The sequence below is a fragment of the Dyadobacter pollutisoli genome (genome assembly GCF_026625565.1).
GTDB lineage: Bacteria > Bacteroidota > Bacteroidia > Cytophagales > Spirosomataceae > Dyadobacter > Dyadobacter pollutisoli.
In genome coordinates this window covers 3,703,197-3,717,950 of sequence record NZ_CP112998.1, presented here as the reverse complement: position 1 = coordinate 3,717,950, position 14,754 = coordinate 3,703,197, and the positions used below count along the sequence as shown (strand labels likewise).

General features: G+C 45.8%; 10 protein-coding genes and 2 riboswitches. Of the genes, 6 read left to right on the top strand and 4 right to left on the bottom strand.

Annotated elements, in window-relative coordinates; genetic code table 11:
- Positions 1–42 precede the first annotated feature (42 nt).
- Positions 43–1,278: an RNA polymerase sigma factor gene (locus ON006_RS15165; RefSeq protein WP_244823083.1), complete on the top strand. Its 1,236-nt coding sequence runs from the start codon at positions 43–45 to the stop codon at positions 1,276–1,278.
- Here ON006_RS15165 and ON006_RS15160 read toward each other — a convergent pair.
- Complete coding sequence (locus ON006_RS15160) at positions 1,264–3,567, bottom strand: hypothetical protein (protein WP_244823084.1); 2,304 nt, start codon at positions 3,565–3,567, stop codon at positions 1,264–1,266. The genes ON006_RS15165 and ON006_RS15160 overlap by 15 nt on opposite strands.
- A gap of 140 nt (positions 3,568–3,707) precedes the next feature.
- Between ON006_RS15160 and ON006_RS15155 the strand changes: the two genes are divergently transcribed.
- Positions 3,708–4,196: a hypothetical protein gene (locus ON006_RS15155; RefSeq protein ID WP_244823085.1), complete on the top strand. Its 489-nt coding sequence runs from the start codon at positions 3,708–3,710 to the stop codon at positions 4,194–4,196.
- A 9-nt stretch (positions 4,197–4,205) separates the two neighbouring features.
- The gene (locus ON006_RS15150; RefSeq protein WP_244823086.1) at positions 4,206–4,391 is read left to right on the top strand and encodes a hypothetical protein; all 186 of its coding nucleotides are present in this window, start codon (positions 4,206–4,208) and stop codon (positions 4,389–4,391) included.
- Positions 4,392–4,419: 28 nt separating this feature from the next.
- On the opposite strand, the gene ON006_RS15145 is transcribed toward ON006_RS15150, so the two are convergent.
- Entirely contained in the window at positions 4,420–6,624 is a 2,205-nt protein-coding gene (locus ON006_RS15145; protein ID WP_244823087.1) for a TonB-dependent receptor plug domain-containing protein, read from the bottom strand.
- A 108-nt stretch (positions 6,625–6,732) separates the two neighbouring features.
- A riboswitch (cobalamin riboswitch) is annotated at positions 6,733–6,918 on the bottom strand.
- A 91-nt stretch (positions 6,919–7,009) separates the two neighbouring features.
- Here ON006_RS15145 and ON006_RS15140 point away from each other — a divergent pair.
- Positions 7,010–7,219 carry an MbcA/ParS/Xre antitoxin family protein gene (locus ON006_RS15140; RefSeq protein WP_244823088.1) on the top strand — a complete coding sequence of 70 codons (210 nt, stop codon included), beginning with the start codon at positions 7,010–7,012 and terminating at the stop codon, positions 7,217–7,219.
- A gap of 225 nt (positions 7,220–7,444) precedes the next feature.
- On the opposite strand, the gene ON006_RS15135 is transcribed toward ON006_RS15140, so the two are convergent.
- Entirely contained in the window at positions 7,445–7,843 is a 399-nt protein-coding gene (locus ON006_RS15135; protein ID WP_244823089.1) for a hypothetical protein, read from the bottom strand.
- Positions 7,840–8,349, bottom strand: coding sequence for a hypothetical protein (locus ON006_RS15130; RefSeq protein ID WP_244823090.1), 510 nt, complete (start codon positions 8,347–8,349; stop codon positions 7,840–7,842). The genes ON006_RS15135 and ON006_RS15130 overlap by 4 nt, the downstream gene beginning before the upstream one ends.
- A gap of 441 nt (positions 8,350–8,790) precedes the next feature.
- A riboswitch (cobalamin riboswitch) is annotated at positions 8,791–8,926 on the top strand.
- A 167-nt stretch (positions 8,927–9,093) separates the two neighbouring features.
- Between ON006_RS15130 and ON006_RS15125 the strand changes: the two genes are divergently transcribed.
- Both ON006_RS15125 and cobN read left to right on the top strand, forming a co-directional pair.
- On the top strand, positions 9,094–10,476 hold the full coding sequence (locus tag ON006_RS15125) for a cobyrinic acid a,c-diamide synthase CobB (RefSeq protein WP_244823091.1): 1,383 nt from the start codon (positions 9,094–9,096) through the stop codon (positions 10,474–10,476).
- A complete protein-coding gene (cobN, locus tag ON006_RS15120; RefSeq protein WP_244823092.1) occupies positions 10,473–14,753 on the top strand; it encodes a cobaltochelatase subunit CobN in 4,281 nt (1,426 codons plus the stop codon). The genes ON006_RS15125 and cobN overlap by 4 nt, the downstream gene beginning before the upstream one ends.
- Position 14,754 lies beyond the last annotated feature (1 nt).

Below are 14,754 nucleotides of genomic sequence, written 5' to 3'. Positions count from 1 at the left end.
TTTTCCAAAAGCCTTTGTATTTTGCAAAGGCTTTTTTTATCCATGGAACAAACTGAACTACTACCGCATCTTTTCAGGACTGAATACAGAAAAATAACCGCTGTACTCAGCAAACTTTTTGGTCTGGAACACATTGAAATAGCACAGGACATTGCCAGCGATACTTTTTTGCTTGCATCGGAGAGCTGGGGGCACAAAGGCCTCCCCGAAAATCCGGTAGCGTGGCTTTACACCGTGGCCAAAAATAAAGCGAAAGACTACCTGCGCCGCGATAAGTTGTTTAATCAAAAGATCATTAATCAGATCGAAAACCTGCATCCTGATGGTGAGGAGATTAACATTGATTTGTCGGAACAAAACATTGTCGATAGTCAGTTGCAAATGATGTTTGCGGTATGCCATCCTTCAATTCCGGCCGAGGCGCAGATCGGGTTGTCGCTCCATATTCTTTGCGGTTTTGGTATAGGCGAAATCGCCACGGCATTTTTGACGAACAAAGAGACGATTAACAAAAGACTTTTCAGGGCGAAAGAGAAAATGAGGCAGAATGATGTCAAAATTGAATTTCCGGGAGAGTCTGAGGTAGATAAGCGGCTGGAAACTGTGCTGACTACATTATATCTGCTTTATAATGAAGGTTATTACGCAGCGAGCCGCGATGTTACGTTGCGTAAAGATGTCTGTCTGGAAGCCATGCGGCTTACTTATTTGCTTCTTGAAAACAAAAAGACAAACCAGCCAGCCGTGAATGCGCTGCTGTCTTTAATGTGTTTTCAATCGTCGCGATTCGAGGCCAGGACGGATGCTGACGGAGAAACGGTGCTGTACCAGGATCAGAATGAAGCCTTATGGGACGAGGAACTGATCAAAACGGGCGAGTACTTTCTCAACCAGGCTTCGGTAGGCAGCAAACTTTCCAAATACCACCTGGAAGCCGGTATTGCATATTGGCATACCATTAAAACGGATACTCCTGAAAAGTGGCAGCACATTCTGCAATTTTACAACGAACTGCTGCTCATCGAGTATTCACCTATTGCTGCGCTGAACCGGACTTATGCGCTTTCAAAGGCCAGAGGCAAGCAGATCGCGATCACGGAGGCAGAGAAGCTTGATCTTTCCGACAACCATCTTTACCATTCGCTGCTCGGAGAATTGTACACCGACGTGGATAATATCAAAGCGGAATCTCATTTTCGTACGTCATTATCTCTCGCAAAGTCCAGGGCTGATCAGCAGATCATTTCTAAAAAAATCGCGAGACTAGCCGTGGTGTAAGCTGGCACGCAGCACTTTCAAGCCAGATACGCCCTGTAAATCTTCCACTTCCAGTTTTTCGACCATGTTACCCAACAGTCCTCGTTTCTGAAGGGTTTGAATGTAACCCAGATATTCGTCTTCAATGGCTGAACTGGAATACACGATGGCGACTTTGCCAGGCTGCGTAATGCGTTCGTCAGTACCGCGCACGAAAGCCTTGTCGATTCGTTTCTTAACAATTTCATACCGTGCATTATAGCTCCCGTGGACATCGAAACGCTTTTCGTCCAGGCGGAAATGAATGTCGATCGTGGCATGATATACGAGGATCAAAGTAGTGACTTCGAGCGGGTAGGGAAGTGTCATTTTCAACTTCTGGTGTGCAATTTCCATCTCGCATAAGGTCGCAAGCTGCCATAACCTCAGTTCGGAAAGATGGGTTAGACTGAAAGTTTTTCCGGGAGAAATGGACGGTCCAATGTACAGATTATGCTCAATACCGTCGGTTTTAAACCTTTCGTAGTAATGCGGAAAATTGGTCTGCGCCTGTTCCTGTCTGTGATCGATGATCCGCGCCATTTTATCATTAATCACCGAAATGGTGGTTTCGTACCTCCTTCGCGAAGCATGAAAATCGCCGGTTTCCTTGCTGGTCTCTTTCAAATACAAGTCAATGTAGGCGGCGCATTCCGGATCTTTTACTTCATTGAAACGCAAATGAATGCTGTTTTCGACGTAGCTGTTAATGTATTGCTCCGTACTGGCCTTCAAGGAAATGGCAAGGTCCGTCAGGTAGCTGCTCAGTTTGCGTCTTTCAGTCTGGAACATCCCGGTGTGTCGCGTTCTTTCTTCGATTGTTTCCAGAAGGGACAATAGTGCCGTAATCTGTTTGGTCAGGTCACTTTGGACGCTTGCATTCCGGGCTTCCGACGAGCCTTTAATGTCGATCTGGCCGTACAAGGGATGTACTTCCGGAAATATGACTTCCCTCAACTCGTAAGCTTCCCCAAGCTGCCGGTAATGTATCAGTTTTTGAGCCTCCGCATTAAATTTCCAGTAAACGCTGCTGTGGATCGATGTGAATTTTTCCTGAATGACGGCCTGTACCTGGTTTTCCAATTCCGCTGCCAGTCTTTCAATCGTATCGGTAAGGAATGGCATTACGACGGCTAACTTATTGGCATTGATGCTGTTCAGTTCTTTCGGCCTGACTGATACTACTTCCAGTATGCCGTATAAATAGTTGTTTTTGACAATTGGAGCAAGGATAAAACTGTGTATTCCCTGCGATAAAAACTTAGCTGCCAGCGGGCTTTCGGAATTTTTGGCATAAAATTCCGTAGTGTCCGAGATGCTGAAATAGACCTTTTTTACAATTAAATTTTCATATGATTGCTCGCATAGTATCTGCCTCACATCCACTTTGACTGTGTCGTGCAGCATGAAGCTGGGCAGTTGCTGTCCGAATGTATCAGGGCTGAACTTTCCCTCTTCCTGGTTAAAGACGGTAAAGCCGATCGCAAGATCAGGGATCTGGTAAATGGATTGAAAAACGGAATAAATGCTTTCTCTGAAATCCACGGTATTGATGCCCAGCAGCTTTTCTTTGAGTAGTGAAACTGCGCTTTCTACCGTGGCATCGTACAATGACATAATTGCAAATCCTCTCACGATCCAGCTTCCGGGCGGAAATTTTGCCTTCCACAAAGCAAGGTCTTCATAGTTATTTCTGAGTAGCTCAATGTCTTCACTGGTCAGCTCCACGGATTTTTCAGTAGGGACGATGTCAACAAAATCTCCGTTGTAGAGGATCCGGTAATGTTTAACAACTCCGTTTGCGGTTGGAATGTCGTAGAAAAGCGGTGTGCTAAAATCCAGGGGCACATGATAATATCGCATCAGGACCAGGCAGCAGGTGCTGACGTAAAACTGATGGTCGCCAAAGTCCCTGATATTAATGTCAAAATCAATTCCCGCTGCGTTGAGTATGTTTTTAAAACGCTCGGTGTGATTAAATATGAGCCCCGAATAGGGCAAACTAATGGCTTTGATCTCGTTCAAAGTAAGTGCTTTCGGGAAAAAATCAGCGAACAACCGGTGGATTAAATCCAGGTTATCAGTGACCTGGCGGGGATCGGTAATGCCGTGTTTGAGCTGCGGGATTTTTGCTGTTTCGAGCAACAAAGCCTTCTCATATTCCGCAAGAGGATTGTCGGGATCCATAGCAGATCTTTCCAGATTTTCGATCACCCGACCAAAGCAAAGCTGAACCTGTAGAGGCGAATCTGAAAAGTTAAGAAAATCCATGATGGCGATTTTAAATCCCTGCAAAGATCACAAAAGGTGTCATTATAATGGCTTTTGGGGAGGAAAAATAATTGTGGGAGGTATGTATGGGAGTCTGCCGGTTCCTTGCTCATTTGCCTTTTCTTCTTAATTTCGGCTTCATGAATAAAGTATACACACTAACATCAGCTTTAACTTGCAATTCCTCCGGTCAGAAATACGATGCGATCGCGGCTCGTGCAACTGAGAAAGAACTAAAACAATCTGCAGACCTGTTTGATTTTGACTTTCTCGGCCTTTGTAAAGATTACATAGTTTACAAATTGTTCATCGATTATAAACCTGACGTCATTCAGGGCTTGGTGGGATTTCGTCCGACACCAGGAATTTTGGAATGCGCTAATATGGAGACAAGCCATTTTAACAAACGCGGCAAACCATTGTACAATGGAGCGGGAAAGGCGCTCGTCGCTTTATGCTGTAAGATATCACTCGATCATAGCATGGATGGATACATTTATTTTGATGCGAAAAATAAGCTCATTCCTTACTACGAACGAATGGGAGCCAAGTCAATGTTTGGAATAAGGATGGCAATCGAATCTGCTAGTGCCGAGAAATTAGTTGAATGCTACTTTAAAAATGCTTAATTTTAGTATATGGACACATTAATCAAAAAGACAAACGCGGACAACAATCATGACTTGGAAGACGAGTCTTATGATGGGCCAATGATGGTTTGGACTGGTGTACGTTCTGCCGAGGATGTTAAATTAATGAGTGACTGGGCTTCCAAGAGGAAGAAGGAACTCTCTAAAAAGGAAAGTCCTTCCAATAATAGCTAGAAGAAGCCTGTTCGGTTTTTCTTTTTTATTAAAACCTCACTTCATACCTCACAGCAATCGCCCGCCCCGGCAAATTATATCCTCTTTTTTCGTAATAATTTTCATCGGTCACATTGTTTATTTTCAGCGAAATCGAATGCTGATTACTTATTTTGAATGCCGCAGTTAAGTCAAATACCATATAGTTGGGGTATTCAATTTCAGGGTTGATAGGGTCGGTATAATCAATGTCGGTGCGGTTGCCGACGGTCCGGCCGGATAGTCGTACGCGCAGCCACTTTACATTGTCGTACTCAATGCCGTAGTTAAGGGTATTCCGTGCCACGTTTTGGATCCGGCGGGTCGTTTCCGATGCATCAGTCCCCACAATCACCTCCTTCGCTTTGAGTAAGGAAGTGCCATTCCAGAAGAATTTCAATGAATAACTACCATCACTAGCAGCTCCGAAATCGTAAGCTAATGCGGTTTCAATGCCGGAAATGTTCGCCTCGGCGGCATTGACAAACGTCGCGCGGGACACGATCACATCTTTATTAGGCAGAGGTTCATTAACTGTTCTGATAATCTTTGCGATGCGGTTGTGGACCTGTGTTGAGAAGTAGGTAACCCCCGCGGAAAAACCGGTTTTAGGGTTGTTAAATTCCAATCCCAAGTCCCAGCTCAGGCTGCTTTCGTTCTTCAAATCAGGATTGCCAGCCGTGACTGCAATACGTCCCTTGGCGTCGCGGATTTCGTTGTAACCCGCCACGCTATACGCATCAGTGGTCACAAATGCCCTGCCCACAGTCGCTTTCATCCGTAGGAAAGTTGTCAACGCATAGGTTATACCCAAACTAGGACTGGTAAATGGATTAGTCTTTTTCCCCGCTTTGTAAGTAGGTAGCAAAGCTGTTTCGCGCACATCAAAAGTAACGTTATCAAGCCGTACACCTGGCTGAACCGTTAGTTTTCCGAAATTCAGCAAAGCCTGGCCGTAGAAAGCAGAAGAAATAATCGCGTACTTGGGTTGGGTAGGCGCTCGCTCGGTGGTGTCGTTGGTCCATCGCCTGCTCATGGTGCTGGCATTGAGATAATCATAACCCAAGATCAACGAGTGCGCACCGATTTTCCAGACATCTTTTAACTGCACGCCGCTCCATGTATTGTGCCCACGCGCGGAGCGAAATGGTACAACCGGTTTTCCAGAGACATTGAGCGTATAATTAGCCGTATTTTCTTCCGAGGCAAAAACCTTGAAAGTCGGAGTATGATTGCCGATTTCGCCACTGAGAGAAACTTCCAGAGCAGCGCGGTCAATGTCTTTTTTACTGGCCTCGGTACTACCCGAAGCTATTTCACCAGGTGATTCAACATCTTTGGCCTGAAATTTCTCACCACGAATGTCCATACGCCAATGTTCGCTGAACCGATACCCAAGCCGTAAAGCACCGGAGTAATAATGAAGCTGAGTAAATGGTCTTTTCACGCCGTCATCAACGGTTTCGTCTACTTTTTCAATCGGTTGCGCGGTATAGTTCTTTTGGGCCGTGGTCGATCCGGTCAGGTCCCGCAGCCAGTTGTCTTTCCCGATCTTATAATCTTTTGACCTGTCAAAATAAGCAAATGAAAGGTCGTAGTCGAGGCGCTTGGTGAGGTTACCACCTGTATTCAGTCCGGCTTGCAATGTTTGAAAGCTGCCATATTCCAAAAAACCATTTCCCCGCGTATCACCTTTTGACTTTCTCGTGATGACATTGATCACGCCGCCCATCGCCTGCGATCCGTAGAGGGAAGAAGCCGGGCCCTTCAAAACTTCAATGCGTTCAACACCATTCAGATTGATCTGCGACAAATTCGTAGCACCGGCAGGACGGCCATCAACAAGCAGTAACGTTCTTTGATTAAGCCCCGAAAATTGTGGACGGAATCCCCTGATGCCGATTCCGGAAGACAGGTTAGGATACTGGATCACATCCACAGCCGCCAGTTTTCGTACAATATCCGTAAGGTCAGCAGCAGGTGTCATCTGAATATCCTCTCTGGTGATCAAGTCGAGCTTTTGAGCGATCGTTGCCTTCCTGGTTTCCGTACGTGCCGCCGTAATGACTACGGGGTCCAACACATTGCCGGTTGTGGTATCCGTCGTGATTTGTTGTGAATGAGCAATGAATGTTGCTGATGAGAATGCGAAAAGTAGAATGACATTGCGGCTTGAAAGCCAGCGAAAACGTGTTTTGGTAACGTAATGGAGCATTTGTAAGTCCTCGTAAATTTTAAAATAAACTTACGGGAGAATGCAGGGGAAGGCAATGACCACGATGCAGCCTGCCAGATTCCTCTTGCCTTTCTTCCCGAAAGCAAAACCGGAGATTTTCAACTGGCAGGTCTTCTGACTTGTTCAATTTTGGCGCCTTCCCGGGTTAAATCCCAGTGACATGGATGCCAAAACTTTTAAAATGAACTTACAGCAGCGGGTACTGTCCCGGATTCTCACCGGATTCCCTTTTAATCGCCCCAAATGGAGCAAACCAACGAAAGCGCAAAGCTAGTTTATTTTGTGAGAGAGGGAAAGCAAATTCTTTTGGTGAACAAAAATCAGGACTCCATTAGTGGATAATTTATCAGTATTTTTGAGTCAAATGTCAACATCTTCATTATCCATCGAAATTGCCAATACGATCGCGAAAGGACTATCTGTTTTCGGAAATGTCAATGCACTTAATCGCTGGCTGCAAAAGGGAAACAAGGCACTTAATAATCAAAAACCATTTGATCTGATGAATACGCCAACCGAACTTAAACTGATCAATCAGATCCTCGGGCGAATTGAAGAAGGGGTTTATTCTTAACTTGTGGCAAGAGCAGGTTTCTCACGGTGATGGACTAATCGTTCACGTCGATGATCCGAAACTACCTCCTGATCTGTTCGTATTGACCATTGAAATATTGACGTACGGGCTGTATAAGTTCTCTGAGGGTACTCCTAAGGAATTAAATTGGAGAGAGAGGAGTTCGAGAAGGTAATGCTTGCCTATCTACAGGTGAAGTTTAATTAATCATTAGATAGGCAGGGTTCAACATTTTAGCCCTACACCGTTCAAATATAATTTAAATTTTCTTAGTGCTTCTTGGCAAATTATATAGTCTGCTTTTTTTAAAGCTTGAAATGTATCAAAATCTGTAATACCCTCATATCTAGCAGTTTGGGAGGTTCTGTATAGGAGATGATATAACTCCCAGGCTCCCTTAGATAGCCTTAATACATTATCTCGATTCGGATTTGCATTCTTATTTATATCGAAATGGGTTTCTCCAATATCTCTACTAAGTTGTGATGATCTAGCTTTTAGAAGGTGTAATGCCACATAAAAAAGTACCGTTACCTTCCAATCAAAAAATTGTTCAGAAAATTCTTTCTCAATATTAGCACAAAAATTCTCATTGTGTGTGGCCTGCTCTAAATGTTCCGTCATTCTTTATCGCTTAGATCTAATTTTTCTTTATAGGAAATACGATCCGCTAATTGATCGGGAACAAATTGGAAATGAACCGGAAACTTTAAAGTAGGCTCTATCTGATCGTAAATTTCATAGAAATTTAGGATCGCAATTCTAGATTCGAGAGAGTCTTCGTTTAGAATAATTGAATAGTTAAGATCTTCTCGTTGAGTTTTGTCCAGATAAGCAGAGCTTATCAGCTCGCGATTACTCCTCAAGAAATGCTTGACAAACACATTTAGTAAATCCTTAAGTTGAGAGTCTAGATTATTGGACATCTTAACTAAGCCACCAAACGGATCATCCAGTCTTTGTTCGATGTACTTAACCAAGTCGGTTTTTTCGCCGATTTTGTGAAGCTCGTAGCTTCTATCAGCCTCATCCTTCATCTCTTCAAGTTGAGTTTGAAGGAGATATAAAATAGATGTTAATTTTTTGTCAGTTGTTTCTGCTTTTGATGCAGGTATGGGTTCGTTTTTCATATTTCAGACGCGGTAGTAAGTTGGGGATATTATGGAGAGGGTAATGGGAATACGTCTGGTATTAACTGATGTTATTTTTAAGACAAATCCAAGTTTAAGTGATAAAATATTTTATTTTTAAACAATTTATACCTGTAAAACTAACGCTATCGCAAAGATAAATTTGTAGGATGATTGAAGTTTATTTTTCATTTCCCTGAGAAAATGACCCAACGCGTTTTTTCAAAACCACAGGAGACCGAATTTTCAGACAACCCGCCCACATTGGAATCAAGGCAAGAAGTGCTGTCATGCCTCAGGAATATAATTTCATTCTAAATCCGTTGTTTCCCAGATACTACGATCTGGTTCAGGTAACCAACCTCGAAGATTATAAAAGAGATCAAAGGTTATAGTTTGAAATATCTTTTACCTTTACAGCCAAACAAGTTCTTTACAATATTTTTCCAACAGGAAAAGGATTTGCATTCAATGCATTAGAGGGGAATCGTGTGAGAATCACGAGCTGTCGCGCAACTGTAAGTAACACCGCAAGGAAGTTACAAGTCAGAAGACCTGCCTTTTCCATGTTGACAACGCTTTCGCGATTTGAAGCTTAGTCTGGTTTGGATATTTTTCAGAAATACCTCGTTTCTGATTTCAGAATGACCATTTCGTTCTAAAAATCCTTTCTTTTCTCCCCTCATTTCCACTGACGTTACCAAAGTACTGAAAGAACTTTAAATCGGTTTAAAGATTTAAAGAATGTCCGAACATCCGTCCAGTTTCCTGATTTCCGCACCTTCCAGTAATTCCGGGAAGACAAGTATTATGCTAGGATTGCTTCGCGCTTTGAAAGAGCGGGGACTGCGGGTGCAGCCGTTCAAATGTGGGCCGGATTACATTGATACCATCCATCATACCACTGCCGCCGGAAAGCAAAGTGTCAATCTGGATACTTTTATGGCTTCCAGCGAACACGTGAAGAACGTTTACTGGCACTATTCTGGCAAAGTAGATGTATCGGTGGCCGAAGGGGTAATGGGTCTGTTCGATGGCGCGGATAGAATGGTGGGAAGCAGCGCGGAGATTGCGACACTGCTCGACATTCCGGTGATCCTCGTCATTAATGCCCGGTCGATGGCCTATTCAGCTGCTCCGCTGATCTATGGCTTTAAAAATTTTAATAAGAATGTAAGGGTCGTCGGGGTCATTTTCAATTTTGTCAACACCGTTTCTCATTACCGGTTTTTACAAGATGCCTGCGAAGATGCCGGTGTGGAGGCCTTGGGATATTTACCTGAGAATAGAAACCTGAGCATTCCTTCGCGACATTTGGGACTACATATTTCGGCCGAAACCGATTATGAAGCCATCATTCAAAAGCTGGCAGAACAAATACCGCTGACCGTAAACCTCGACAGGCTGCTTGAAATCACTAGTCTTCCTATTGTTCAAACAGAAAATAAAAAAGAGGCCATAGCTGCACAAACCAGCGCGAAACTTAGGATTACCATTGCGCGTGACGAAGCGTTTTCATTTACCTATCATCAAAATATCGAAGTACTATCTCATTTTGGTGAAATAACCTGGTTCAGTCCAATGCGTGATAGTCATTTGCCTGAAACAGACCTGCTTTACCTGCCCGGCGGCTACCCTGAACTGTTTGCTCAGACATTGGCAGACAATGAAAGCATGCGCGAAAGCATTCATCAATATTGTCAAAAGGGCGGACTTACTTACGCCGAATGCGGGGGGCTAATGTACCTGGGCAAAACCCTTGTGACCAACAAAGGTGAAAGTTTCCCGATGACGGGCGTGCTGAACTGCAACACTTCGATGGAAAGTGCAAAAATGATACTGGGATACAGGATCATGCATTGGAATGGGCAAGATATTCGCGGCCATGAGTTTCATTATTCCAAAATATCGGACGAAAAATTGCAAACCGAGCCAGCTACGCTTACCAATGCAAAAGGAATAGCGGTAGACACGAAGCTATACCGCTCCAAAAATACATTCGCATCCTATACACATTTATACTGGGGTGACAAGCCCGAATTTATTGAACAATTGATCAAAACAGCCATTAATGCTGAAAGCCAATCACCATCTGGCGACAGCCGACAGCCGAAAGCCGAAGTATGAAAAGACAGCGCGTTACCCGTTCAGATGGCAAGGCGATTAACCTCGTGCAGCGCCGGGGACATTTATCGTATTGCTACAATGCCTGCTGCTGCGGACGGGTCGACAGAGGTTACGCGCCTGTTCCGGTAGAACTTTACAAAAGCGAATGGTTGCGACGAAAGCTGCGCAATGTCGTTCATATGACGAAAGGAGGCTGCCTGGGCCCCTGCACGCTGGCCAACGTGGTGACATTGCTGTTCGATGGGCATTCGATATGGTTTCACTCCATCAATAACGACTGGCAAATCGTCGCGATTTTCGACTACATTGATAGTATGGTCAAGGCGGATCGCTACCTGGTGCCGCCGTCGGATCTGGCCGAATATGTGTTTCATTTCTATACCTGGAAAGGCTCCGAAACAGCTACCATTGGCGGGCAAACTGCATTGCCATCGGAAGGGATCGTGTTTTTGACGCATGCGGACACAGACTTGCTCACGCTGAACCGGACTATGCAGCTCTTGCCCGATGATTTTTCCAAAACGTTGGGTATTAGTTTGCTGGCCATTAAAAGTGAAGAGCAAATGGAGCAATTGCTTCAAAGGGAACTGGCCGAGGCAAAGATCATCATTGTCCGCATTCACGGACGGCTTAGTAGTATTCCCGGTTTTAGAGAACTAGTCAATCTTGCTCAAAAAAGGCAGCAGCATTTGATAGTCGTCAGCGGAACAGGCGAGCTAAACCCGGAATTTGCGGCAGTTTCCACTGTTTCTCCGGCCATTTTGCAAGAAACACTGGCCTACTTACAGGCAGGAGGCTACCATAACTTTTTATCACTGTTATATTTTTTATCAGATCATTTACTACTGACCGGTTTTGGAGCGGAATCGCCTCTTAACTTGCCAGAACACGGTATTTATCATCCCGATTTGCCTGAAAATGCAGACATGTCGGATTGGTTGAAATACTATGATAAGGGCCTTCCAACCGTTGCGATCACCTTTTACCGGGCTCATTGGATCAGCGGGAACATTAGCTTTGTGGATGCGATGATCAGGTCGCTCGAAGAACGTGGTGTGAATGTACTACCCGTTTTTACATCATCATTGAAAACAGCAAATCCTGAAACCGGGATACCATTTGCGTTTGAATTTTTCGAAGTGCCCGGCAGATTCCGCATTGATGTTCTGATCAATACCATTTCATTTGCGATCACCGATATTCAGCCCGCTGGTACCGTTAGCAAACCAGCAGAGGCATTAATAGGCCTGAATGTTCCGATTTTGCAGGCCATAACCAGCGGAATGAGCCGTGGGCCCTGGGAGTCGTCGGCACGTGGGCTGAATCCGCTGGATACCGCGATGAATGTTGCCATTCCTGAGTTTGACGGCCGCATTATCACCGTTCCGGTCTCATTTAAAGAAAAGGGAAAGGACACAAAAGGTTATGAGCCGCTGGACGACAGGATCGAACGGGTAACCGGGCTGGCCGTACGTTTTGCAAGACTCAGACATTTAAAAAACAATCAGAAAAGGGTAGCATTCATTTTTACCAATTCCAATACCAAAGCATCCCAGGTCGGAAATGCAGTCGGGCTGGATGCTCCGGCTTCGCTCATGAACATCCTGCACGCTATGCAGGCCGAGGGTTACCGGATCAATAACCTTCCTGCTACGGGAACGGAGCTGATTCATACGCTGATAGATCGCTGTTCCTACGACGAAAATTATCTCACGCCGGATCAGCTTGCCCAAGCCGTCGGTCAGGTTTCCGCGGATCAATATGCGGGCTGGTTTCAGGAGCTGCCACTTGCATTGCAGCAAAAAATGACAAAACAATGGGGGCCACCGCCGGGAGAAACCTATGTACATGAAAATCACATCGCACTCGCAGGACTGGATCTGGGCAATGCGTTTGTAGCATTGCAGCCGCCACGAGGCTATGGAATGGATGCCGACGTCATTTATCACCAGCCCGATTTGCCGCCCACGCATCATTACCATGCATTGTACCGCTGGCTCAGGGACAGCTGGCGTGCGGACGCTATTGTGCATGTGGGCAAGCACGGAACATTGGAATGGCTTCCGGGAAAAGGGATTGGTTTGTCGGAAAATTGCTTTCCTGATGCTTTTCTGGGCGATTTGCCATTGTTTTATCCATTTATTATCAATGACCCGGGCGAAGGGTCTCAGGCGAAACGACGGGCACACGCGGTGATTATTGATCATTTGACACCGCCTATGACTTCCGCTGACAGCTACGGCGAACTCGCTCAGCTCACGCAGCTCGTCGATGAATACTATCAGGTAGAAAGCCTCGATCCGGCCAAATTACCATTGTTGCAAAAACAGATCTGGGATTTGATCAAGCAAACTAACCTCGATACTGACCTCGTTGCTATGCTCAGCCGCGACCACGGCGACCACAAACATGATTGGGACGATGACATGACGCCCGAAGGCGTTCCCGTCAGTCTCACTGAGATGGATGGAAAGGACATTGCGCATTTGATAGAGGATATAGATGGTTATTTATGCGAACTAGGCGCGGCGCAGATTCGTAATGGGTTGCATACATTAGGTGAAATGCCTCAGGACAATGCGCTGGTAGATATGCTACAATCGCTCACCAGACTGCCTAATGCTAATGTTCCCGGGTTGCAAGGAGAGCTCGCATCACTTTTTCAATTTGAAATAAATACGCTGCTTGATCATAAAGGTGAAAAACTGGAAAGAGTATCCGACCATTTTCAGGCATTAGCCGACAGGCGGGTGGTTACCGCGGCGGATGCCCTGGAAGTGCTGGGCGAACTGGGGAATCACCTTTTCAGAATGCTCGCGTATCATCGATTTGATCTAAAAAAGCTGGATCAGGTCCTTTATGAGACGCTGGACATGGTTCCTACAAGTCCTGAACTGGCTGGTATTCGCAGTATCATGGAGTTTGTGTGCCTGGAATTGCTTCCTAATCTTGCCAAAACCGATGAAGAAATAACGAACCTCCTGCACGGGCTGTCGGGTGGGTATGTACCTGCGGGGCCGAGCGGGGCGCCTACACGGGGGATGGCGCATATCCTGCCTACGGGAAGGAATTTCTATGCGGTAGATCCGCGTGTATTGCCGTCGCGGGCGGCTTGGGAGGTGGGGCAGCAACTGGCGAAAGAGGTGCTCGACCGGCATTGGAAAGAAACAGGACGTTACCCCGAAAGTGTTGGGATCAGCATCTGGGGCACGAGTGCTATGCGTACACATGGCGATGATGTAGCTGAGGTACTTGCGTTGCTCGGCGTGCGGCCCGTGTGGCAGGCTGAAAGCCGACGAATTACAGGCGTGGAAGTCATTTCGCTGGAAGAATTGGGGCGACCGAGAATTGATGTGACGACCCGTATTAGCGGTTTTTTCAGGGATGCTTTCCCGCATTTGATTGATCTGATGGACGATGCGGTGCAAATGGTGATTGCGCTGAACGAAGACTTAGAGCGGAATTTCATCAGGAAACATTATTTAAAAGAGCTGACGGAACTTCAAAAAGATAACAGTTTGTCCGTCGAAGAAGCTGAGGAGCGTGCGGCTTACCGGATTTTCGGGGCGATGCCGGGGAGTTACGGGGCGGGTATTTTGCCATTGATCAACGAGAAAAACTGGCATACGGATGCGGATTTTGCGCAGGCTTATGTGAACTGGGGCGGCTATGCCTATACGCGGAATGTGCAGGGAACTGATGCCCGGGAAGACTTCAAAGAGCGGCTTTCTCGCGTTGAAGTCGCACTGCATAATCAGGACAATCGGGAGCATGATATCTTCGACAGTGATGATTACCTGCAATTCCACGGCGGAATGATCGCCACGATCCGCAACCTCACGAGCCGCCAGCCCAAGCATTATTTCGGCGATTCACATGATACTTCGCGACCGGTTGTGCGGGATTTGAAAGAGGAAACATTGCGCGTTTTCCGATCCCGGGTCGTGAATCCCAAATGGATCCAGAGCATTAAAAAGCACGGCTATAAAGGTGGACTCGAACTGACTGCGACCGTGGATTATCTCTTCGGCTACGACGCTACCGCCAATGTGGTGGACGATTGGATGTATGAAAAAGTAGCTGAAACCTATGCGCTGGACAAGGCAATGCAGCAGTTTTTCGAGGAAAGTAACCCGTGGGCATTGCAGGCCATTGCGGAAAGATTGTTGGAAGCAGTACAAAGGGAATTGTGGAAAAATCCTTCCGAAAAAGCATTGCAGGAATTGAAAGCACTGTACCTGAAAGGTGAGGAGCTGCTGGAATCCCGGGCTGATTAGA